We start from the raw sequence: 21,715 nt of genomic DNA on the forward strand, positions 1-21,715 counted from the left end.
GGTTAGAGCGACGGACTGTTAATCCGCAGGTCCCCCGTTCGAGTCGGGGAGGGGGAGCCAACTTAAAGAATCAATTAGACTTTCCTAAACAATTCCACTACTCTACTACAATCAAAATATTTCTTTTTAATACACATTTAATAAGTGTAAAATAATTTGATTAATCAAGGATCTGATTCCTTCCCTTTGATCTACTAAAAAGAATAAGACATGGCTGGTTTCAAAAAACTCATATTTATTCAATTAATATCTTGGCTGTTGTTTGCAAGTATTGGTGGCTATTTTGTTGCGTCAGCGTTTGATAACGCAGTAAGCGATGCGCAGTACAAAACGCAATCAGTGGTGAATAATTATATTAGCAAGCATTCTATTGCTGAAATAGCACCAGATAAACTTCAGCAAGTGCTTGCTGATGGTAATACTTTTTCTTCATTTATTTTGCGTGATCAGCAAGGTAAAGAACTCATAAATATTACATCCCCTACTTCATTACCAGCCATTGCACAATTAGTAGATTCTAGCTTTAACTCTATTCGCCCGCAGTTTGCTGTTAATCAAGCGTCTGATATTAAAGTTGAATTTACTATTAACGCTACTAATCTTGGGTTGATACTCCAACAAGCGTTATTTGTTGTTATTTTAGTGTCAGGTTTAATGGCAATTATCCCCATTGTGTTTATGAAAACCATGTTTAGTAAGTTAAATAGAAATATAAGCATGACAGTGGCTGAAGTAATTGATGTTTATATCAATCAAAATCAAGTCAACAACGGTCTTGAAACAGCAATTAATAGCAGCAAAATAAAACAACTGGGCGTTGACCTAGTGCCTAGCTTTAATCGCCTGTCGCACTTTTTACAAAGTAAGCATGATGATATTCAAAATGCCGCACATTCTATCAAGCAAGAAGCTTATAAAGATGTAGTCACTGAACTTGGCAACCGTAATATGTTTGTTGAATATTATGAGAAGTACATTGAAAGCAGTGAAAAAAGCACCTTTGGCTCTTTGGCAATGGTTCGTTGTAGTGAATTACAAGCAATCAACCAGACTCGTGGTTACCAAAAAGGTGACGAGTATGTCAAAGCTGTGGCTGATATTATTAAACATATCAGCGGCACATATACAGGCAGTAAAGTTTTTCGTTTGAATAGCTCAGATTTCGCGATTGTGCTGCCTAACACTCCTCTAAAGGAATCTGAACGTTTTGGTGATAACTTACAATCTCGATTTACTCAATATCAGCAAAACCAAGAATTAAGCTCAGTAGCAAATACTGGGATCGTCGCTTATGAAAAAGGCAAACCCTTAGGTGAGCTACTTTCGATAGTAGACAATGCTATGAGCATGGCCCAATCAAAACAAGCTAACGCCTGGCATATACAACGCGAAACTGATTTAGTTAATAATGTAAGTGCAGGATTTGGCAATCAAAACTGGCGTAAAGTGATTAATGAAGTCATTGAAGCTGAGCGTGTACATTTGGTAATGCAAAACATTATGCCAATTGGTAAAAGCATGAAGGCCTACGCTGAAATTCAAGTACGCTTTAAAACAACAGAAAACCAAGTATTGCCAACCGCTTCATTTTTAGCCATGGCTGAAAAGCTTGATATGGCGATGGAAATTGATCAGTTAATCATTAATTCATCACTGGAAAAAATTAAGAGCCGTAATTTCTCTGAAAAATTCTTTGGTTTGAATGTTACCGCATCAAGCGCACACAATGATCAGTTCGTAATTTGGCTAGAGCGACGTTTATTAAAAGACACAAATATTGCCTCAAAACTGGTATTCGAAGTGAGTGAATTTGGCTTACAGCAAAATATTAAAGCCAGTAAACGCTTTATAGATATGATCCACCGTGTTGGTGCTCGGATCACGGTAGAACGATTTGGTGTTGGTTTAACCTCGTTTAAGTTTTTCCGCGATTTAAAACCTGACTTTATCAAAATGGATGCAAGCTATACTCGCGGCCTTGAAGAAGATAAAAATAACCAATACTTTATGCGTTTAATGGTCGACCTCGCGCATCGAATTGGTGTTAGTGTTTTTGCTGAGGGTGTTGAAAGCCAAGAAGAAAAACACATTATTGAAACTTTATGTCTTGATGGTGTGCAAGGTTATTACATCGAAAAGCCAAAAGATATTTAATCAATCTAAAAGGTGCTTTGAGCACCTTTTTAGTTTTCTAGTAGTTTATTTCCCCCTCCCCTGATCTGCTTTATCATTCCAAATGTCAGTAACTAGGTTAATGAACAGTTAATCTTTATTTATCATGCTATAAATTTCTAAATGCAATTCACTATCATTATTAAATGAGCCGTTTATTTACCTTCTACGTGTTGTTAAACAGCCAATAAAAAAGGATAATGTCGGCGTTTATTATAGCTTGAGGCGAACATGACAGAATATGTATTGCTGTTGATCGGCACAGTACTGGTTAATAACTTTGTGTTAGTACAATTTTTAGGTCTATGCCCGTTTATGGGTGTATCTGGCAAACTGGATACAGCTATAGGCATGTCACTTGCGACCACTTTTGTGTTAACACTTGCCTCTGTAACAAGCTATCTAGTTAATCAATATATTTTGATCCCACTTGATATCACGTATTTACGTACTCTAAGCTTTATTTTAGTGATTGCGGTGGTGGTTCAGTTTACCGAAATGGTAGTCAGAAAAACCAGCCCAACGCTGTATCGCTTACTCGGTATATTTTTACCTTTGATCACCACAAACTGTGCGGTCTTAGGTGTTGCGTTACTAAATGTCAAAGAGGATCATACGTTTTTACAATCTGCAGTATATGGCTTTGGCGCTGCTGTTGGTTTTTCTATGGTACTGGTTTTATTTGCAGCTCTTCGTGAACGCTTAACCGCTGCTGACGTACCTACCCCCTTTAAAGGCGCATCGATTGCGATGATCACCGCAGGCTTAATGTCGATGGCCTTTATGGGCTTTACAGGATTAGTGAAGTTTTAACATGACCTTGTTTTATGCCTTGATTGCGCTGGGAACCCTAGCACTCATTTTTGGTTTGATCTTAGGATTTGCTGCTGTGCGCTATCGAGTGCAAAGTAATCCGATTGTTGAACAGATCGATACTATATTACCGCAAACACAGTGCGGCCAGTGTGGCTATCCGGGTTGTCGCCCTTATGCAGAAGCCATCGCCAATGGCGATGAAATTAATAAATGCCCACCAGGTGGCGATGCGACAGTAAAAAAATTAGCTGACTTAATGGGTGTTGAAGCTAAACCCCTTGCCGGTGGCGAACAAGCTGAACCGATAAAAACCGTTGCCTATATACGTGAAGATGAATGTATTGGTTGTACCAAATGTATTCAAGCTTGTCCTGTCGATGCCATTGTTGGTGCCACGCGCCAAATGCATACTGTTTTAATTGATGAATGTACGGGTTGTGACTTATGTGTTGAACCTTGTCCTGTTGACTGTATTGATATGCTGCCTGTAGAAACCACTAAGCAAACGTGGAAATGGCAACTAGATGCAATCCCAGTAACACAGATTGATTAAGGGCTCCCTATGGAAAAGCTAATCGCACAGATAAAACAAGGTAAAGTGTGGCCGTTTCCAGGTGGCATTCATCCACCGGGACAAAAAACAATTTCCAACAGTCAAGCAATCGCCCGTTTACCTTTGCCCGACAAACTCGTTGTGCCATTAAAACAACATATTGGTGCTAACGGTCAACTGATCGTCGAAAAAGGCCAACAGGTACTTAAAGGGCAAGCACTTACAAAGCCTGTTGCAAATTGGTCGGTGCCAATACACGCCCCCACTTCTGGTACTATTACTGATATTTGCCAAATGCCGTCTGCGCATCCATCGGCATTGCCTGAATTGTGTGTAATTATTGAGCCCGATGGCCAAGATAGCTGGTGTGCGTTAGCACCGGTGACAACACCAAGCCAGCTTTCTCACGAGCAACTTATCGATATTATTCATGACCGCGGTATTGCCGGTATGGGCGGTGCAGGATTCCCAACTTACATTAAAGCAGATAGTCGCAAAGCAATTGAGTATTTTATTGTTAATGCAGTGGAATGTGAGCCCTATATTACTGCTGATGATGTACTAATGCGTGAGCATGCTGCAGGCATTATTGCTGGCATAGAGATCATGCAGCAATTGCTTACACCAACACTCACTATCGTTGGCATTGAAGATAACAAACCAGAGGCCATCGCAGCCATGCAGGCAGCGGCTGAGTATAATGACAAAATAATCATTCAAACAGTTCCTACTGTTTATCCTTCTGGTGGTGAAAAGCAATTAATTAAGCTACTGACCAATAAAGAAGTCCCTAGTGGGGGAATTCCAGCAGATATCGGTGTGTTAGTACAAAACGTCGGCACTTTATTTGCTGTTCATCAAGCTGTCTATGAAGGTAAGCCACTAATTGAACGTGTTATTACGGTAACAGGTAATACAATTCATAATCCGGGTAATGTATGGGCTTTATTAGGCACTGAAATAAAACATCTACTTGATTGCCAAGGCTTTTCACCAGTGCCACAGCAACGCGTTGTAATGGGCGGCCCTATGATGGGCTTTACTTTGCCAACGGTGCGTATCGGCGTGGTAAAAACCACTAACTGTATTTTAGCCCCAGATCATGATGAGCTGGCAGAGCCCGGCCCTGAAAAAGCCTGTATTCGTTGTAGTGCTTGTGCTGATGCCTGCCCTGCTTCACTGTTGCCTCAGCAATTACAATGGTTTGCTAAATCAAAAGAATACGACAAACTGAAAGAGCATAACCTGTTTGATTGTATTGAATGCGGTGCTTGCGCGTATGTGTGCCCAAGTGAAATTCCGCTGGTGCAGTATTACCGTGTGGCTAAAGTTGAAATAAAAGAACAGCAAGCTGAGCAAGTTAAAGCTGAACGTGCGAAAGAGCGCTTTGAACTTCGAAAACAACGCCTAGAGCGGGAGCAAGAAGCACGACAAAATCGCCATAAACGCAAACCAGCTGCTGAAAAATCGGCTGATGAAAAACAAAAAATTGCCGATGCTCTAGCACGCGTTAAAAACAAACCAGCAAAAGATGACGACAAATCAGCTGTGGCCGCTGCAATTGCTCGCGCCAAAGCTAAAAAACAAAATCAAGAAGCAACGCTTGAACCAGATAACAGTGACGTAGCATTAGAGCGCGCAGCGCGCAAAGAGCAAGCTCGCAAATACAAAGAGCAAAAAGCCGCAAGCAATACAGCCGCTGATCCGGATGATAAAAAGTCAGCCGTGGCCGCTGCAATTGCCCGCGCTAAAGCGAAAAAAGCGGCGGCATCAGAAGATGAAAGCGATAACACGACGGCTGCACCTACTGATGATAAAAAAGCCGCTGTCGCTGCTGCTATTGCTCGTGCAAAAGCGAAAAAGGCAGCACAAGCAGCAAGCGTAGAAAAAGACAACTCTGAAAGTGAAGTCGCTACAGCCTCACCTGCCGATGATAAAAAAGCAGCTGTCGCTGCTGCTATTGCTCGTGCTAAAGCAAAAAAGGCAGCACAGGCTGAACCAGCAACAAGCGTAGAAAACGACAACTCTGAAAGTGAAGTCACTACAGCCTCACCTGCCGATAATAAAAAAGCCGCTGTCGCTGCTGCTATTGCTCGTGCAAAAGCGAAAAAGGCAGCACAAGCAGCAAGCGTAGAAAACGACAATTCTGAAAGTGAAGTCGCTACAGCCTCACCTGCCGATGATAAAAAAGCCGCTGTCGCTGCCGCCATTGCCCGCGCTAAAGCGAAAAAGGCTGCACAAGCGGCTAGCGTAGAAAACGACAACTCTGAAAGTGAAATCACTACAGCCTTACCTGCCGATGATAAAAAAGCCGCTGTCGCTGCCGCCATTGCCCGCGCTAAAGCGAAAAAGGCTGCAAAAGCTGAACAAGCAGCAAGCGTAGAAAACGACGATGCTGAAAATGAAACTTCGGCTACAGCGATAAACGAAGCTGAAATCGCTGAAGATAAACCAGAACAGACCGCACAAGATAAGAAAAAGGCCGCTGTTGCCGCAGCGATTGCCCGTGCAAAGGCTAAAAAATTACAACAAGAAGGAAGTGATAAGTAATGAAGCTAACTATGGCCAGTTCGCCGCATAGCCACAGTCATAAATCACTTAGCAGGTTGATGCAAACAGTGATCTTAGCCTGTATTCCTGGACTTATCGCACAACTGTATTTTTTTGGTACGGGTGTATTGATCCAGCTAATTTTAGCGTTAGTCACGGTTAGTATCAGTGAAGCCATTATTATGCTTATTCGCAAGCGCCCTGTATGGCCTGCGCTTGGAGATGGCAGTGCATGGCTTACTGCGGTCTTATTAGCATTAAGTATTCCGCCACTCGCCCCATGGTGGGTTATTGTGATCGGTAGCTTTTTTGCCATCGTCATTGTTAAACAGCTCTATGGTGGCCTTGGTTTCAATTTATTTAACCCTGCCATGGCTGCATACGTGTTATTGCTTATTTCGTTCCCTGTGCAAATGACCACTTGGATGCCAGTTAGTGACTTACTGGCAAACCCAATTAGTCTTACTCAACAGCTTAGCGTTATTTTTAATGGCTTTACCAGTGCAGGTTTTAGTGTTGATCAACTTAGAGTTGGGGTTGATGGCGTAACAATGGCCACACCTTTGGATACCATCAAGACTGATATCGCTCATGGTTTAACCGTATCTGAAAGCATGCAAGCCGCTATTTTTAATAGTTGGTTAGGACAAGGTTGGGGCTGGGTAAATCTTGGCTTTTTAATCGGTGGCTTATACCTTATTAAAGCCAAAGTTATAAATTGGCATATCCCAGTTGGTGTAATTGCATCAATTGCTGTGTGCAGCGCAATTGGTTATATCGCAGCACCTGGTACTGAGCCTGGTATGGTATTTCATTTATTTAGTGGCGCAACCATGTTAGGGGCCTTTTTCATAGCCACGGATCCGGTTTCGGCAGCTACCACTAATCGCGGCCGGTTAATTTACGGCGCATTGATTGGTTTATTAGTTTATTTGATCCGTACTTTTGGCGGTTACCCAGATGCCATGGCGTTTGCTGTGTTACTACTCAATATGGCCGTGCCACTGATAGACTATTACACTCAACCACGTACTTATGGCCATGGGGTGAATAAATGATTATTTCATCAATGACAAAAAATGGCGCTATTTTAGCCCTGTTTGCCCTGCTCACTACCGGCGCTGTTGGTATTATCCATAACCTCACGGCTGACAGTATTGCAGAGCAAGAGCGCAAACAACTTTCATTACAGCTGCAAGATGTACTCGCCCCTAATTTTTACGATAATACTCTTTATCAAGATTGTGCCATCATTGATGATCCACTACTTGGTAATAAACCACAAACCGTTTATCGTGCTCGCAAGGGTGGCCAACCTGTTGCTTTAGTAATGCGCCACGTGACGCCAAAAGGTTATAGCGGCGATATAAGTTTATTAACTGCCGTATTTGCAAACGGGGACGTTGCCGGAGTACGTGTTACTAAACACGAAGAAACGCCTGGTCTTGGTGATAAAGTAGAAATGAAAAAATCTCTTTGGATCACTTCATTTAAAGATAAAACTGTACTTGATGACGACGATACTCGCTGGGCAGTAAAAAAAGATGGCGGAGACTTTGATCAATTCACTGGCGCTACCATTACACCACGTGCCGTGGTTGGCTCAGTAAAACACGCTGTGTTATTCTCAAAAAACAATTTCGATGCGGTATTTAGTGCTGATAACGCATGCCAAGTAGGTGAGCCATGAGCCAATTAAAAGAACTATTTAACGAAGGAATGTGGAAAAACAACCCTGCCCTCGTGCAATTACTCGGTTTGTGCCCACTACTGGCCGTAACATCAACGATAACCAATGCGATGGGCCTCGGTTTAGCCACTCTGCTGGTATTAGTTGGCTCGAACGTCACAATTTCTGCGGTGCGTAATTTTGTGCCAAAAGATATCCGTATTCCTGTATTTGTGATGTTTATCGCAGGCTTTGTAACCATAGTGCAGCTATTAATGAATGCCTATACGTTTGGCTTATATCAATCGCTGGGAATATTTATTCCACTGATAGTTACTAACTGCGCTATTATCGGCCGCGCTGAAGCGTATGCCTCTAAGAACCCGATTCATTTATCAGCGTTTGACGGTTTAATGATGGGCTCTGGCTTTATGGTAGTACTGGTTGTGCTTGGCGCAATGCGTGAGCTTATTGGCCAAGGTACCTTATTTGATGGCGCCGATTTACTACTGGGCCCATGGGCATCGGTTTTACGCATTGAAGTATTTAGTTTTGATAATCAATTTTTGCTCGCTATTTTACCACCCGGTGCATTTTTAGGTTTGGGCTTACTGATTGCTGCTAAAAATGTCATTGATGCGCAAATAAAAGCAAAACAAGTAGCACCACCAGTGGCCGAAAAAGGCCCACGAGCAAGGGTCACCAGTTTAACTTAAGGGGAAGCGCACAGTATTTACTGTGCGTTTAAGTTGCATGAATAAAGAAAAACGATACGAAATACTCTCTCGCTTGCGCGAGCAAAACCCACATCCAGAAACCGAGCTTGAATATTCAAGCCCGTTTGAACTGTTAGTTGCGGTAACGCTATCAGCACAAGCAACTGACGTTGGGGTAAATAAAGCCACCCGTAAGCTATTTCCCGTCGCCAATACGCCGCAAGCTATTTTAGATTTAGGTCACGATAAACTTCGCGATTACATTAAAACCATCGGTTTGTTTAATTCTAAAGCAGCCAATGTATACAAAATGTGCCAAATTTTAGTTGATAAGCACAACAGCGAAGTGCCTGAGAATCGTGAAGCCCTAGAAGCCCTACCCGGCGTTGGCCGTAAAACTGCCAATGTGGTACTCAACACCGCCTTCGGCTGGCCGACAATCGCGGTAGATACCCACATAGACCGCGTATCAAACCGCACTAAATTTGCTATGGGTAAGAACGTTGTTGAAGTAGAAAAAAAGCTATTAAAAGTTGTACCAGCAGAGTTTAAAGTAGATGTACATCACTGGCTCATTTTACATGGTCGCTATACCTGCGTAGCGCGTAAACCAAAGTGTGGCAGCTGTATAATTGAAGATTTATGTGAGTTTAAAGAAAAGACTGAGTAACTAATTTTTAATTGAAATATTAAGATAATCATACGATATGTGCCCTACGTATGATTATCTTAATTTGAAAACCTCAAATAAACGCTTAACCTTTAAACATTACCGGACATAAACTCTATACTCCCAAGGCGCCAACTTAAGGCTTGCGTCTTCAGTAAGCGTTGCCTTTTGTTTGCTAAATAGCTCTGTATATACTCCAGCTGTTTGTGGACCCATAAATTGAATATCTTGCTCTTTATCAGAAAAATTAATCACAACAAACACTTTATCTTTGGTATTTTCGCGGATAAAACTAAACACCTCTGTCGGATTAGTATTATAAATACGCTCCATTGTCGCGCCATATTTACCATGCCACAACGCACTATTTTGTTTCTGCAAAGCTAAGAGCTTCTGAATCAATGGCTTAAATTTATGTTCTTTCCATTCGATAGGATCTTTTTCAAAAAACTCAAGCCGCTTAATATTCCCAGCTTCAAGTCCATTATAAATTAATGGCATACCTTCACCGACAATAGACAATACGATTGCTGTCGCTACTTTTTCTTCGCTACCATAACGCTCAAACACGGTTCCTTCCCATGAATTAGCATCGTGATTTGAAACATACGTCATCCGATAGCTATTTTTCGGATACGCTCCCTCATTCCATGAATAGTATACAAACAATCTATTTAAATCAGCGTGACCACTTAAAATATCATGAATAGCTTCCTGCCAAGACCATGCATAAGTAGCATCAAAAGCTTTAGCATGTAAATCACGCATTTCCCATTCAGCTAACATAAAAACGGGCTTGATCGCGTCTAGCTCCGCCCTAACGTTTTCCCAAAAATCGAGAGGAACAAAACCAGCTACATCACATCGATAACCATCAATATTTACTTCTTTGACCCAATACTTCATTGCATCAGTCATGTATTCACGCATTTCTGGTACGTTATAATCAAAGTCGATTATGTCTGACCAATCCCACCACGGCGTAGGTTGAAAATTACCTTGCGAATTTTTTGTATACCAATTTGGATGCTTATGTCTTAATTCATTATCCCAAGCACTATGATTTGCTACCCAATCTAGAATAACGTACATACCTAATTCGTGAGCAGCGTTAACAAAGCTTTTTAAGTCATCTAAGGTACCAAACTCAGGATTAACACCGTAGTAATCTTTTACTGAATAAGGGCTACCCAGCGACCCTTTTCTGTTTTCTTCGCCAATCGGATGAATCGGCATTAACCAAAGAATATCGACGCCAAGTTCTTTTAATCGTGGTAGTTGATGCTCAGCGGCTGCAAATGTTCCTTCAGGTGTGAACTGTCGCGTATTAATTTGATAAAAACTTGCGTTCTTACTCCACTGAGGATGCGTTAACTTCACATATTCTTGTGGAACATAATTAGAGGAAATATTTGTTGTCTTAGTTTTTTTACTTATATTAGTGCAGGCACACAGCCCTAAAAATAGTAATATTATTGAAAGGTTTTTCATTTATAAAGCCCCTTAAACGATTAAGTTTTAACAATATGCGATGTAGTGAAATTATTTTCAACAAACTATTAACATGAATACGTATGTAAGTCTTAATGCCTATCTACGATAATTATCATTCGGTTGGCCTACCATCGCTGTAGATACGCATATATTCCGTGTATCAAACCGTACTAAGCTTGCCATGGATAAAGACGTGGTAGCCGTTGAGCAAAAACTCGAAAAAGTGATCCCCAAAGAATTTAAAGTAGACGTACAACATTGGCTCATACTGCACGGGCGTTATACCTGTGTTGCCCGTAAACCAAAATGTGGCAGTTGTATTATTGAAGATTTATGTGAGTTTAAAGACAAGACTGAATAATGTTTATTCTTTTTTGAGCCAATAAGTAAACTTTAAGTTTTTATCTTTGCTGCTGTTTGCATGCATTATTTAACTGCTAACGACTAACTAATTACATTAAAATGACGGTATTCTTATTCAATTTTTAGTACTTCGATTTTAAGTAAAGAAAACAATAAATTTCCTAAAAAATGCTTGTACATAGCTTCTATTTCTTCTTGAGATATAGTTCCACCACGTATAAGGACTTCTTGCCGCTCAGCTGGCTCTTTTATGATAAACCCGGTAGAACTGAACCCATTTTTTTCATAAAACGCTTTGCGCTTAACTCTTTGTTGATAGTTTTCTGTCTTTTCATCAAGCTCCTCAATAGTGAGTACTATTCTTTTATTTGAATGCTTTTCATTCATAGCATCCATTACTTTGCTTCCGTAACCTGTTGAGCGGAGCAATTCAGATATAGCAAAAAACTTTACACAGATAATTTGTTTATATTCTTTAGTGTAGAGAAAACCAACCCATTTATTATGATCATAAATAACATCAAAGCCATTTTTTCCATTCCTCATTCTGTATTTAACAAGCCATTCTGGTAGTCTGTGAACTTTTGGAAAAGCTTCGAAAAAAAGGTCTATAACTTTTGAATAGTTAAAATCATGTTTGTTAAGTGGGCGAAAAGTGATCATCATATTAACCCTGCAAGCCAATCAACAGTTAAGATAGTAGTAAAAACCTTTAATCCAATCAAACCGAAAAATATGAATATAAATGTAACTTTAATTTTTTTACTTTTTATATTATTCCAAGATAGAAGTTTTGCTTGAAATTCACTTTTTAGCTCATCAATATCCTCTTTCATACATAATTCCCTATCTCGTGCTGTAATTATATCAACTACAACACAGTTAATATGAGTTACCAAATTAACTTTGTAACTAAAAGTTCCGATGATGCCTAATGCAAACACATGATCTTTGCTCTTTAGGATTTCAACTACCAGCATTTTGAAAGCTAGTTACATCTTCCTTCCTTATATTTAAGTTGGCCAACCATTGCTGTAGATACGCATATATTCCGTGTATCAAACCGTACTAAGCTTGCCATGGGTAAAGGTGTTGTTGCGGTTGAACAAAAACTTTTTAAAGTTGTACCAACAGAGTTTAAAGTTGATGTACATCACTGGCTTATTTTACATGGTCGTTATATTTGTACAGCCCGCAAACCAAAATGTGGCAGTTGTATTATTGAAGACTTGTGTGAGTTTAAAGATAAAACTGAGTAGATATAGACCCAAACCTGTAGATAAAACACCTTCATTTTAAACGATTATTAATTTTAAACCTCAATTATCAGGCTTATAAGAATAAGCTCAGTGATTAATTCGCATTCCCGTCTTTTTTCTGTTTATTAAAGTAGGTGCCTAACTTTGGCACCTTTCATTTTCCATACCTTGTAAATCAATTTAAATAAAATCTGTTTATTCGTGATTTGGCGTAATTATTAGAATATTTTCAAAGTATTAATTTCACAAGCGTCAATCCTTTAGTTATGCTGTTGAGCATTATGAAATTTTATTGCGAGAATTCCTATGTTACCTATACTTCGTATCTTGTTAATTGAGCAAGACCCCGCCACCTTGCAAGAGCTTTCTACTAATCTGTCGAAAACCATCCCAAATTTTGAGCGAGATGATATTCATATCGATATTATTGAGCGTCTTGAGCTAAAACAAGCATTGGACATTGTAGAGGAAGATGGCGATATTCAGGCCGTAGTGCTTAGCTGGGATTTGCAAAATAAGGTTGGCGAGCGAACTTATAGTCGCTTTATCGAGCAGTTAAAGGGGATCCGCCTTGAGTTGCCCGTTTATGTTATTGGCGATGATACGAAAGGACTAGAAATCGTTAATGAGTCGGAGGAGATTGAGTCTTTTTTCTTTAAAGATGAGGTAATTTCTGATCCTGAAGCAATTTTAGGCTATATGATTAATGATTTCGATGACCGCTCAGAAACCCCATTTTGGACGGCGTATCGCCGTTATGTTGGCGAAGCGAACGACTCTTGGCATACACCAGGACACAGTGGCGGCTCTAGCTTTAGAAATTCCCCTTATATCAAAGATTTTTATCAGTTTTATGGTCGTAATGTGTTCGTTGGCGACCTGTCGGTTTCAGTGGACTCGTTAGGTTCATTGTCAGATAGCACTAATACCATTGGCCGTGCGCAAGAGTCAGCAGCGGCGACGTTTGAGGTTAAGCATACCTATTTCGTTACCAATGGGTCGTCTACCTCAAATAAAATCATCTTGCAGACATTGCTGCGCAAGGGCGATAAAGTGATTATCGACCGCAATTGCCATAAGTCTGTGCACTATGGCATTTTACAATCAGCTAGTTTACCTGTTTATTTGTCGAGTATTTTAAATCCAAAATATGGCATCTTCGCGCCGCCGTCGTTGGCCGACATTAAACAGGCGATAGAACAAAATACCGATGCGAAATTGCTAGTCCTCACGGGTTGTACTTACGATGGCCTACTGAGCGATCTGAAACAGGTGGTAGAGTTTGCCCATCAACATGGTATTAAAGTATTTATTGACGAAGCGTGGTTTGCTTACTCCCTGTTTCATCCAAGCCTACGATACTATTCCGCCATTCATGCTGGCGCTGACTACGTCACCCATTCAGCACATAAAGTGGTATCGGCGTTTTCTCAGGCGTCTTATATTCATGTTAACGATCCCGATTTCGATGCTGATTTCTTTCGCGAGATTTACAGTATTTACGCCAGTACATCGCCAAAATATCAGCTTATCGCATCGCTTGACGTGTGCCAAAAGCAGTTAGAGATGGAAGGCTATAAGTTACTCAATGCTTTGTTGAACCATGTGGAAGAATTTAAACAACAGATGGCTTCACTCAAGCAAATTAAAGTGCTAGGTAAACAAGACTTTATGGAAATATTTCCGCACTTTAGTGGTGATAACATGGGTCACGATCCGCTAAAAATTCTCATCGATATTAGCGAATTACCTTATTCATTAAAGGATATTCATAAATACCTGCTGGATGAAATTGGCCTAGAAATAGAGAAGTACACTCACAGCACCATCTTAGTATTACTGACGCTTGGCGGCACACGCTCAAAAATAATTCGTCTTTACAATGCGCTCAAAAAACTCGACAGCGGTAAAGTGAAGTTGTCAAAATCGACGCGACGATCTCGCTTGCCTGAGAATCTACCAGCCATAGACTTAGCGTGTATTCCAAGCGATGCCTTTTATGGCGAGCGCGAATCTGTGCCTATCGGTAAAAGTAACAACCGTATTTGTGCCGGTTTAGTCACCCCCTATCCGCCAGGCATTCCTCTTTTGGTGCCGGGACAGCATATTACAGAGGAACATATAGAGTACCTTAAAGAGTTAGCAGGACAAGGTTTGACGATTCAAGGGAGTTTTGATGGTGAAATCTATGTTCTTAAGGGCAAAGTTAAACAGTAAAGGCTGTCGTTTAACCCCCAGTTTAGAGTTTAAAAAAGCCGCGATCATTCTATGAATGTCCGCGGCTTATATTTAGACTAATTTAAGGTATTAATTACGCAGTTCAAAGCGACTCAAACGATCTTTCAAGCCATGTGCTAAGTTGCTAATTTCACTACATGCTATTGCTGTTTGAGAAGTCCCCTCTGCCATTTCTGTTGATGAGTTATTAATATGTTCAACACTGCGGTTCAAGTCTTCTGATACCGCAGTTTGCTCACTACAAGCCGTGGCTATTTGCGTGCTCATATCAGCAATTTGATTAACTGATTCTTCGATTTCGTCAATTTGTGTGCCGGCATTTTTTGCTTGCTCAACACATGAAACAATTCCTTCGTGGCATTGTCTACTTGATACTTCCATCGCTTTTGACTTTTTCTGTAATTGCTCAACAATATCAACAATTTCTCTTGTTGAGTCTTGTGTTCTTTTTGCAAGTGAACGCACTTCGTCAGCGACAACGGCAAACCCTCTGCCTTGCTCCCCCGCCCTAGCAGCTTCAATTGCAGCATTAAGGGCTAGCAAATTCGTTTGTTCTGCGATTGCGCCAATTACATCTACAACAACATTAATATTATTTGAGCTGGTTTCTAAATCGTTTGCTAGGCGCCCTGATTCATCAATGGTGACTGATACTTTTGATATTTCAGTCACCATTTGCTCTAGTAATAAGCTGCCATTTTTAGCCATATTTGCAGAATCGTTAGCTGAGCCTGCGGCTTGTTCTGTGTTTTGTGCAACTTCTGATACAGCGGCTTGCATTTGTGTCATGGCTGAAGCAACAGAATGCAGTTCAAGTTGTTGGTTTTGCATTCCTGATGCTGTCTGAGACGAAATTGCGCTCACCTCTTCAACCGCAGATGTCAGCTGAATTGTTGCATCGAATACTTCAGTAACAAGGTCATTCAAATTATCTTGCATTAAATTAATTTGCAACAACAAGTTGCCTAGCTCGTCTTTGCTAAGATTTTTTTCATCTAGCACATTATTAAGCTTACCCTTAGCAATTGCCGAAGCTAATGTAAGCGCATGCTGAACGGGTTTACGTACCGATTTAATAAGCCAGATAGAAGCTGCGATTATTACGGCAATAACACACAAGGCTCCAACAATAGAGACCCATAAGGTAAAATCTAATCGTTCTTGGACAGTCTGAGATATTCTATCTACGTTTTGTTCATTTATTTTTACAGCTACATCTAGGCTAGTGATAGCATTTTTATAAGCGTCGAAACTGTCTAGCACAACCTTATTAGCTTTTTCTAATTGTCCTGTAGAAAGAAACTGACCATATCCTTGCGTTTCATCACTATAATCACTCCAAGCACCTTTAAACTGGTTTAGAGCAGCCACTTCTTCAGATGAAAGAGAAAGCGCTTCGTATTTTCTTAACGTCTCATTTAATAACTCACGTTTTTGATCAAGCTCACCAAGCCAAGTAGATAATTTAGGATTATTTGCATTAGGTATTAAAGAAAACTCATCTTTACGGATATCAGTTAAAATAACTTGAATTGATTTTAATTCGCTGATTGATGGCAGGCTATCTTGAATTATCGTATCAACATTATCATCGAGTTCAGATAAGCTTTTATTCATGATAAGGCTTAGAATGAAAAAGATAATAAATACCAGAGCAAAGCTCCCCCAAATTTTCTTTCCTACACTTAAATCTTTCAGTTTCATATATTTTCTCAATATTCAAATAGTCAACATGAACTATATAATCAATGGGGTAGCCAAAATTTATTAATCTTAGTTGGATTCTCTTCCACTCATAATCATAGATGTTATCGACCGTTTTACGAAAAAGTTTATAAAAAGTTTTGCCTATGTATTTGTATAAAATTAGCAATCTAACGAAGATTTTTTTACACCAAAGAGTGATAGAATGAATCCCTGCACTATTTTCATATCATCTAAAAATTAAGGGTGATTTTACTTGCCATGAGGACTATAAATGCGTTTATTACACACCATGTTACGGGTTACTGATCTAGAAAAGTCGATTGAGTTTTACACCCAAGTACTCGGTATGAAAGAGTTACGCCGTGCTGATAACGAAGAGTACCGCTATACCCTAGCCTTCGTAGGCTATGGCGATGAAAAAGACACAGCAGTACTAGAGCTGACCTATAACTGGGATACCGACAGCTATGATTTAGGCAATGCCTATGGTCATATCGCGATTGAGTTTGATGATATCTATAAAGCCTGTGCTGATATCAAGGCCGCTGGCGGCAATGTTAGCCGTGAGCCAGGACCTGTTAAAGGCGGCACAACAGAAATTGCTTTTGTAAAAGATCCAGATGGCTACTCAATTGAATTAATTCAGAAAAAATAAAATATGAGTAAATTTTAGCAAATATATGTAATAGGTTTGCTAATCCGTTTTTTATTTAAGCTCAACTCTGATACGATAAAAAAGGTGCTGTATGCACCTTTTTTTATCGTAATTGACTGTCTTTACTGCCACGTCGGTTAAACCCTTTAGAAAGCGTGCCTTTACCTTCTAGTTCAGCTTGGCAGCTTACACAATACTTAACACCAGGTAACGCAAGTCTTCGTGCTTGTAGTATTGGTTCATCACATTCTTCACATAGCTCGGCACTAGCTCCAGAAACTAAATTACTTCTAGCATATTGCACAGCATCATTAACGCTGGCATCAATTTGATCTTGAATTGCACCATCTCGTGCCCATCCACTTGCCATATAACCTCCTATTCATTTGGACGTTTATATGTACGCTAACATAGGTGAAGTTTATTTAAGCTGAATATAAGGAAAGAAAAGAAACTAATAAAATTTAGGAGTTATTATATAAAATATTTAATATTGATATTTTAACTTCAATGAATAATTCTGAATTAATGATAGAAATGGAGGTAAATTGATTTTAGATACTTTTTATTAAAAGCTATCTTACTAATAAATAGTAAGTAGCGTCCCCAAGAGATTAGTATTCTTGTTAACGTTGTGTATAGAGAGTGCAGTGTCACACTGCTTTATACATTACTTAAAATAAGCAAGTGGCGTCCCCAAGGGGATTCGAACCCCTGTTACCGCCGTGAAAGGGCGGTGTCCTAGGCCTCTAGACGATGGGGACGCAGAAATTAGTTTGCAAATCACTGATTTGCTATTTCTGCGTAAGATGAGCCGAGCCTGCGAGGCGAATGGCATTATCTTCTCAGAAACATTTTCTGTGTCACTAGGACAACTGAATGGTTTAACTCGTTTCAGGCGAGCTGCTTAATAACACTGCACTGACTATGAAAATAGTAAGTGGCGTCCCCAAGGGGATTCGAACCCCTGTTACCGCCGTGAAAGGGCGGTGTCCTAGGCCTCTAGACGATGGGGACACAGAATATGTGTCACTAGGACAACTGAATGGTTTAACTCGTTTCAGGCGAGCTGTTCATAACACTGCACTGACTATGAAAATAGCAAGTGGCGTCCCCAAGGGGATTCGAACCCCTGTTACCGCCGTGAAAGGGCGGTGTCCTAGGCCTCTAGACGATGGGGACACAGAATATGTGTCACTAGGACAACTGAATGGTTTGACTCGTTTCAGGCGAGCTGCTTAATAACACTGCACTTCCTTATTTAACATAAGTAAGTGGCGTCCCCAAGAGATTAGTACTCTTGTTAACGTCGTGCATAGAGAGTGCGGTGTCACACTGCTTTATACATTACTTAAAATAAGTAAGTGGCGTCCCCAAGGGGATTCGAACCCCTGTTACCGCCGTGAAAGGGCGGTGTCCTAGGCCTCTAGACGATGGGGACACATAAATGTGTCACTAGGACAACTGAATGGTTAAACTCGTTTCAGACGAGCTGTTTAATAACACTACACTTCCTTATTTAACATAAGTAAGTGTCGCCTCCAAGAGATTAGCACTCTTGTTAACGTCGTGCATAGAGAGTGCGGTGTCACACTGCTTTATACATTACTTAAAATAAGTAAGTGGCGTCCCCAAGGGGATTCGAACCCCTGTTACCGCCGTGAAAGGGCGGTGTCCTAGGCCTCTAGACGATGGGGACACATAAATGTATCACTAGGACAATTGATTAGTTATGCTCACATCCTGAGCTGATTAAGGTAATTGCGATTAAGTACAAATTAAGACTCGAGCTTAACTTGTTCGCTATTTTCTCGGCTTACCCGCCCTTAACTAACTAAAGTTAAGTGGCGTCCCCAAGGGGATTCGAACCCCTGTTACCGCCGTGAAAGGGCGGTGTCCTAGGCCTCTAGACGATGGGGACACAGAAAACTGTTACCCTAGGACAAACACTTTAATAAATTGGTGGAGCTATGCGGGATCGAACCGCAGACCTCTTCACTGCCAGCGAAGCGCTCTCCCAGCTGAGCTATAGCCCCAACTTATTTTGCTAAACACTTGCGCAGTTAAACCGTGCTGTGTATCGCTGAGTGCGGGGCGCATTCTATGCAGCCACCAAAATAATGTCAACATTTTTTTCAGTAACTTTCTTTAAACGGTTTAATTTTCAACAAACTGAATAATGAATAAACCGTGACGCTCAAAATACATGCAAGGGAGCTGTTTCAAAACAAAAATTAGGATTGAGAGGCGCACAATATAGATTAACTAAGGTGAAATATACTCTAAAACATCAAAACAATAAGGTATACATTTATATGCAAAATAAAGTCGGAGTGTTTTCTTGTTTTTCATAACAACGTTTTCATCACCAAGTAAAACGAATTTAAGATGAACATACGAGCAATTAACTGTAACGCCCCCACTCTATTGTCAGTTATTTATATGATCACAGAGGCTCCATTAGTTAGAGTCGGTGTTTTATATCAATCGTATTTAACTAGCGGTATTTGGATTTTGCAATGCGATTGACTGTAACCTCCTCCTTCATGATTAAAAAACAAATCCGCTTTTGACTAACAGGCACCACTAGCTATTGAAGTGTTGCATTAAACAATGAGTAAATTGATTGCACATATAGATTGAATGTAAGTAAATTGGCTATAAAACAATCTCAATCTTACTGCATTGATTATAAAACCTGCATCTAAAACATTTTTCCTCATTCAAGTGTTGACACATTTACAACTCTATCTATAATAGCGCCCCACAACAACGCAGCAATGAGTTGTTGTTTAGATGTGAGTGATTAGCTCAGTTCTAAGAAAAGAGAGCATCACCGCTATTTACAAGTAACGGCGAGGTTCACTGGTTAAAGTCCAGTACTATTTATTTTAATAGTAGCGTTTTAATTTATATGTGGGTGATTAGCTCAGTTGGGAGAGCATCGCCCTTACAAGGCGAGGGTCACTGGTTCAAGTCCAGTATCACCCACCACATATAAAACCTGTTATTATATTAATAGTCATTTGTATTAAAATTGTAATATGGGTCGTTAGCTCAGTTACAAGAAAAGAGAGCATCACCGCTATTTACAACTAACGGCGAGGTTCACTGGTTAAAGTCCAGTACTATTTATTTTAATAGTAGCGTTTTAATTTATATGTGGGTGATTAGCTCAGTTGGGAGAGCATCGCCCTTACAAGGCGAGGGTCACTGGTTCAAGTCCAGTATCACCCACCACATATAAAACCTGTTATTATATTAGTAGTTGCATGTTTTAAATTTGTAATATGGGTCACAAGCTCAGTTACAAGAAAAGAGAGCATCACCGCTATTTACAACTAACGGCGAGGTTCACTGGTTAAAATCCAGTACTATTTATTTTAATAGTAGCGTTTTAAATTTGTAATATGGGTCGTTAGCTCAGTTGGGAGAGCATCGCCCTTACAAGGCGAGGGTCACTGGTTCAAGTCCAGTACGACCCACCATTCTTAGAATGGTGCATATTACATGATATCTAAATGGGTGATTAGCTCAGTTGGGAGAGCATCGCCCTTACAAGGCGAGGGTCACTGGTTCAAGTCCAGTATCACCCACCATTTAGATATAAAACTTTACGGGTCGTTAGCTCAGTTGGGAGAGCATCGCCCTTACAAGGCGAGGGTCACTGGTTCAAGTCCAGTACGACCCACCATTTATAAAATGGTTATCGTAAAGTTTAGTAATTGATTATTTGGGGTCGTTAGCTCAGTTGGGAGAGCATCGCCCTTACAAGGCGAGGGTCACTGGTTCAAGTCCAGTACGACCCACCATTTAATCAAAATTATATGTGGGTGATTAGCTCAGTTGGGAGAGCATCGCCCTTACAAGGCGAGGGTCACTGGTTCAAGTCCAGTATCACCCACCACATATAAAACCTCACATTAAATCGATAATTAGCTCAGCTGAAAAGAAAGAGCATCGCCACCCTTCACAAATAATGGCGAGGGTCACTGGTACAAGTCCAGTATCACCCACCACATATAAAACCTCTTAATACCCTCAATCAAACCTTACGTTATATTCTTTAATCGATAATTAGCTCAGTTGAAAAAAAAGAGCATCGCCACCCTTTACAAATAATGGCGAGGGTCACTGGTTCAAGTCCAGTATCACCCACCACATATAAAACCTCACGTTAAATCGATAATTAGCTCAGCTGAAAAGAAAGAGCATCGCCACCCTTCACAAATAATGGCGAGGGTCACAGGTTCAAGTCCAGTATCACCCACCACATATAAAACCTCACGTTAAATCGATAATTATCTCAGTTGAAAAAAGAAGCATCGCCCCCCTTCACAAATAATGGCGAGGATCACTGGTTCAAGTCCAGTATCACCCACCACATATAAAATCTTTTAATACCCTCAATCAAACCTTACGTTATATTCTTTAATCGATAATTAGCTCAGCTGAAAAGAAAGAGCATCGCCACCCTTCACAAATAATGGCGAGGATCACTGGTTCAAGTCCAGTATCACCCACCACATATAAAACCTCTTAGTAATTCTGTTAAAAATAAAATTCAAAAAGCCTCTAAATACGCTAATTCTTTTCCAAACCTGAAACTCTTTTAATACCAATCGACTTAAATATTTAACCATTCTAACGATCTAAATAAAGCGCTAACTGCGTTATAAATTTTTCATGTAGAACAACTACATGTCAAAATTTATGCCTTGTTATCACTCCATTTATCTGTCGCTATAAATGGTCAGTAACTTAACACGATTGGTATAATATGTTCCTTGATGGATAATCAAGCTGCTTAAAAACTCATAACTGATCAAATAAACGAAGTCTGCGGTATTAAA

15 protein-coding genes, 14 tRNA genes and 2 pseudogenes are annotated in these 21,715 nt (G+C 40.2%); 19 read left to right on the forward strand and 12 right to left on the reverse strand.

Going from position 1 to position 21,715, the window contains the following annotated elements:
- The first annotated feature begins 210 nt into the window (after positions 1 to 210).
- The 8 genes from PSR9079_RS05210 to nth all read left to right on the forward strand — a co-directional run bounded on the left by PSR9079_RS05210 (position 211) and on the right by nth (position 9,146).
- The gene (locus PSR9079_RS05210; protein ID WP_149980688.1) at positions 211 to 2,154 is read left to right on the forward strand and encodes an EAL domain-containing protein; all 1,944 of its coding nucleotides are present in this window, start codon (positions 211 to 213) and stop codon (positions 2,152 to 2,154) included.
- A 249-nt stretch (positions 2,155 to 2,403) separates the two neighbouring features.
- A complete protein-coding gene (rsxA, locus tag PSR9079_RS05215) occupies positions 2,404 to 2,985 on the forward strand; it encodes an electron transport complex subunit RsxA (RefSeq protein WP_145240727.1) in 582 nt (193 codons plus the stop codon).
- A 1-nt stretch (position 2,986) separates the two neighbouring features.
- Positions 2,987 to 3,541, forward strand: a complete 555-nt coding sequence (rsxB, locus tag PSR9079_RS05220; RefSeq protein ID WP_145240725.1) for an electron transport complex subunit RsxB — start codon at positions 2,987 to 2,989, stop codon at positions 3,539 to 3,541.
- A gap of 9 nt (positions 3,542 to 3,550) precedes the next feature.
- Positions 3,551 to 6,091 (forward strand): electron transport complex subunit RsxC, encoded by a 2,541-nt coding sequence (rsxC, locus tag PSR9079_RS05225; protein WP_149980689.1) that lies wholly within the window; start codon positions 3,551 to 3,553, stop codon positions 6,089 to 6,091.
- Complete coding sequence (gene rsxD / locus PSR9079_RS05230) at positions 6,091 to 7,149, forward strand: electron transport complex subunit RsxD (RefSeq protein ID WP_145240721.1); 1,059 nt, start codon at positions 6,091 to 6,093, stop codon at positions 7,147 to 7,149. Before rsxC ends, rsxD begins: the two co-directional genes overlap by 1 nt.
- Positions 7,146 to 7,781, forward strand: a complete 636-nt coding sequence (rsxG, locus tag PSR9079_RS05235) for an electron transport complex subunit RsxG (protein WP_145240719.1) — start codon at positions 7,146 to 7,148, stop codon at positions 7,779 to 7,781. Before rsxD ends, rsxG begins: the two co-directional genes overlap by 4 nt.
- On the forward strand, positions 7,778 to 8,476 hold the full coding sequence (locus PSR9079_RS05240; RefSeq protein WP_145240717.1) for an electron transport complex subunit E: 699 nt from the start codon (positions 7,778 to 7,780) through the stop codon (positions 8,474 to 8,476). The genes rsxG and PSR9079_RS05240 overlap by 4 nt, the downstream gene beginning before the upstream one ends.
- Before the next feature lie 37 nt (positions 8,477 to 8,513).
- Positions 8,514 to 9,146, forward strand: a complete 633-nt coding sequence (gene nth, locus PSR9079_RS05245; RefSeq protein ID WP_145240715.1) for an endonuclease III — start codon at positions 8,514 to 8,516, stop codon at positions 9,144 to 9,146.
- A 99-nt stretch (positions 9,147 to 9,245) separates the two neighbouring features.
- Here the strand turns inward: nth and PSR9079_RS05250 are convergent, their stop codons facing one another.
- Positions 9,246 to 10,637 (reverse strand): alpha-amylase family glycosyl hydrolase, encoded by a 1,392-nt coding sequence (locus PSR9079_RS05250; RefSeq protein ID WP_145240713.1) that lies wholly within the window; start codon positions 10,635 to 10,637, stop codon positions 9,246 to 9,248.
- Between the two features lie 115 nt (positions 10,638 to 10,752).
- On the opposite strand from PSR9079_RS05250, the pseudogene PSR9079_RS05255 reads away from it, so the two are divergent.
- Positions 10,753 to 11,001 (forward strand): annotated as a pseudogene (locus tag PSR9079_RS05255) (endonuclease III); the annotation flags it as partial.
- A 113-nt stretch (positions 11,002 to 11,114) separates the two neighbouring features.
- Here the strand turns inward: PSR9079_RS05255 and PSR9079_RS05260 are convergent.
- A complete protein-coding gene (locus tag PSR9079_RS05260) occupies positions 11,115 to 11,669 on the reverse strand; it encodes a GNAT family N-acetyltransferase (protein ID WP_149980690.1) in 555 nt (184 codons plus the stop codon).
- On the reverse strand, positions 11,666 to 11,983 hold the full coding sequence (locus tag PSR9079_RS05265) for a hypothetical protein (RefSeq protein WP_149980691.1): 318 nt from the start codon (positions 11,981 to 11,983) through the stop codon (positions 11,666 to 11,668). Before PSR9079_RS05265 ends, PSR9079_RS05260 begins: the two co-directional genes overlap by 4 nt.
- Positions 11,984 to 12,022: 39 nt before the next feature.
- Between PSR9079_RS05265 and PSR9079_RS05270 the strand changes: the two are divergent.
- Together PSR9079_RS05270 and PSR9079_RS05275 are read left to right on the forward strand one after the other, a co-directional pair.
- Positions 12,023 to 12,262 (forward strand): annotated as a pseudogene (locus PSR9079_RS05270) (endonuclease III); the annotation flags it as partial.
- Between the two features lie 306 nt (positions 12,263 to 12,568).
- Positions 12,569 to 14,479 carry an aminotransferase class V-fold PLP-dependent enzyme gene (locus PSR9079_RS05275; RefSeq protein ID WP_149980692.1) on the forward strand — a complete coding sequence of 637 codons (1,911 nt, stop codon included), beginning with the start codon at positions 12,569 to 12,571 and terminating at the stop codon, positions 14,477 to 14,479.
- 90 nt (positions 14,480 to 14,569) lie between these two features.
- Here PSR9079_RS05275 and PSR9079_RS05280 read toward each other — a convergent pair whose 3' ends face one another.
- Positions 14,570 to 16,204, reverse strand: a complete 1,635-nt coding sequence (locus PSR9079_RS05280) for a methyl-accepting chemotaxis protein (protein ID WP_149980693.1) — start codon at positions 16,202 to 16,204, stop codon at positions 14,570 to 14,572.
- A gap of 274 nt (positions 16,205 to 16,478) precedes the next feature.
- Between PSR9079_RS05280 and gloA the strand changes: the two genes are divergently transcribed.
- Positions 16,479 to 16,862, forward strand: coding sequence for a lactoylglutathione lyase (gene gloA / locus PSR9079_RS05285; protein WP_149980694.1), 384 nt, complete (start codon positions 16,479 to 16,481; stop codon positions 16,860 to 16,862).
- 103 nt (positions 16,863 to 16,965) lie between these two features.
- Here the strand turns inward: gloA and PSR9079_RS05290 are convergent, their stop codons facing one another.
- From PSR9079_RS05290 to PSR9079_RS05325, 8 genes are all read right to left on the reverse strand, one after another.
- Positions 16,966 to 17,232, reverse strand: a complete 267-nt coding sequence (locus PSR9079_RS05290) for a DksA/TraR family C4-type zinc finger protein (protein WP_149980695.1) — start codon at positions 17,230 to 17,232, stop codon at positions 16,966 to 16,968.
- Between the two features lie 318 nt (positions 17,233 to 17,550).
- Positions 17,551 to 17,626, reverse strand: a tRNA-Glu gene (locus PSR9079_RS05295).
- 177 nt (positions 17,627 to 17,803) lie between these two features.
- Positions 17,804 to 17,879 (reverse strand) — tRNA-Glu (locus tag PSR9079_RS05300).
- A gap of 89 nt (positions 17,880 to 17,968) precedes the next feature.
- Positions 17,969 to 18,044 (reverse strand) — tRNA-Glu (locus PSR9079_RS05305).
- 183 nt (positions 18,045 to 18,227) lie between these two features.
- A tRNA-Glu gene (locus tag PSR9079_RS05310) sits at positions 18,228 to 18,303 on the reverse strand.
- Between the two features lie 182 nt (positions 18,304 to 18,485).
- Positions 18,486 to 18,561, reverse strand: a tRNA-Glu gene (locus PSR9079_RS05315).
- Between the two features lie 146 nt (positions 18,562 to 18,707).
- Positions 18,708 to 18,783 (reverse strand) — tRNA-Glu (locus tag PSR9079_RS05320).
- 39 nt (positions 18,784 to 18,822) lie between these two features.
- A tRNA-Ala gene (locus tag PSR9079_RS05325) sits at positions 18,823 to 18,898 on the reverse strand.
- An 882-nt stretch (positions 18,899 to 19,780) separates the two neighbouring features.
- Between PSR9079_RS05325 and PSR9079_RS05330 the strand changes: the two genes are divergently transcribed.
- The 7 genes from PSR9079_RS05330 to PSR9079_RS05360 all read left to right on the forward strand — a co-directional run bounded on the left by PSR9079_RS05330 (position 19,781) and on the right by PSR9079_RS05360 (position 20,769).
- Positions 19,781 to 19,856: transfer RNA gene (locus tag PSR9079_RS05330), tRNA-Val, on the forward strand.
- 170 nt (positions 19,857 to 20,026) lie between these two features.
- Positions 20,027 to 20,102 (forward strand) — tRNA-Val (locus PSR9079_RS05335).
- Between the two features lie 172 nt (positions 20,103 to 20,274).
- Positions 20,275 to 20,350: transfer RNA gene (locus tag PSR9079_RS05340), tRNA-Val, on the forward strand.
- Between the two features lie 35 nt (positions 20,351 to 20,385).
- Positions 20,386 to 20,461 (forward strand) — tRNA-Val (locus tag PSR9079_RS05345).
- Positions 20,462 to 20,480: 19 nt separating this feature from the next.
- Positions 20,481 to 20,556 (forward strand) — tRNA-Val (locus tag PSR9079_RS05350).
- Positions 20,557 to 20,598: 42 nt separating this feature from the next.
- Positions 20,599 to 20,674, forward strand: a tRNA-Val gene (locus PSR9079_RS05355).
- Between the two features lie 19 nt (positions 20,675 to 20,693).
- Positions 20,694 to 20,769 (forward strand) — tRNA-Val (locus PSR9079_RS05360).
- Positions 20,770 to 21,715: the final 946 nt, after the last annotated feature.

This window comes from Pseudoalteromonas rhizosphaerae (genome assembly GCF_902498845.1).
GTDB classification, from domain to species: domain Bacteria; phylum Pseudomonadota; class Gammaproteobacteria; order Enterobacterales; family Alteromonadaceae; genus Pseudoalteromonas; species Pseudoalteromonas rhizosphaerae.

Excerpts from the sequence above, each read along its gene's own strand:
- PSR9079_RS05290 (WP_149980695.1), bottom strand. The coding sequence starts at position 17,232 with ATGGCAAGTGGATGGGCACGAGATGGTGCAATTCAAGATCAAATTGAT.
- PSR9079_RS05260 (WP_149980690.1), bottom strand. The coding sequence starts at position 11,669 with ATGATGATCACTTTTCGCCCACTTAACAAACATGATTTTAACTATTCA.
- rsxD (WP_145240721.1), top strand. The coding sequence starts at position 6,091 with ATGAAGCTAACTATGGCCAGTTCGCCGCATAGCCACAGTCATAAATCA.
- rsxG (WP_145240719.1), top strand. The coding sequence starts at position 7,146 with ATGATTATTTCATCAATGACAAAAAATGGCGCTATTTTAGCCCTGTTT.
- PSR9079_RS05275 (WP_149980692.1), top strand. The coding sequence starts at position 12,569 with ATGTTACCTATACTTCGTATCTTGTTAATTGAGCAAGACCCCGCCACC.
- rsxA (WP_145240727.1), top strand. The coding sequence starts at position 2,404 with ATGACAGAATATGTATTGCTGTTGATCGGCACAGTACTGGTTAATAAC.
- nth (WP_145240715.1), top strand. The coding sequence starts at position 8,514 with ATGAATAAAGAAAAACGATACGAAATACTCTCTCGCTTGCGCGAGCAA.
- PSR9079_RS05210 (WP_149980688.1), top strand. The coding sequence starts at position 211 with ATGGCTGGTTTCAAAAAACTCATATTTATTCAATTAATATCTTGGCTG.
- rsxC (WP_149980689.1), top strand. The coding sequence starts at position 3,551 with ATGGAAAAGCTAATCGCACAGATAAAACAAGGTAAAGTGTGGCCGTTT.
- PSR9079_RS05240 (WP_145240717.1), top strand. The coding sequence starts at position 7,778 with ATGAGCCAATTAAAAGAACTATTTAACGAAGGAATGTGGAAAAACAAC.
- PSR9079_RS05250 (WP_145240713.1), bottom strand. The coding sequence starts at position 10,637 with ATGAAAAACCTTTCAATAATATTACTATTTTTAGGGCTGTGTGCCTGC.
- gloA (WP_149980694.1), top strand. The coding sequence starts at position 16,479 with ATGCGTTTATTACACACCATGTTACGGGTTACTGATCTAGAAAAGTCG.
- PSR9079_RS05280 (WP_149980693.1), bottom strand. The coding sequence starts at position 16,204 with ATGAAACTGAAAGATTTAAGTGTAGGAAAGAAAATTTGGGGGAGCTTT.
- rsxB (WP_145240725.1), top strand. The coding sequence starts at position 2,987 with ATGACCTTGTTTTATGCCTTGATTGCGCTGGGAACCCTAGCACTCATT.
- PSR9079_RS05265 (WP_149980691.1), bottom strand. The coding sequence starts at position 11,983 with ATGCTGGTAGTTGAAATCCTAAAGAGCAAAGATCATGTGTTTGCATTA.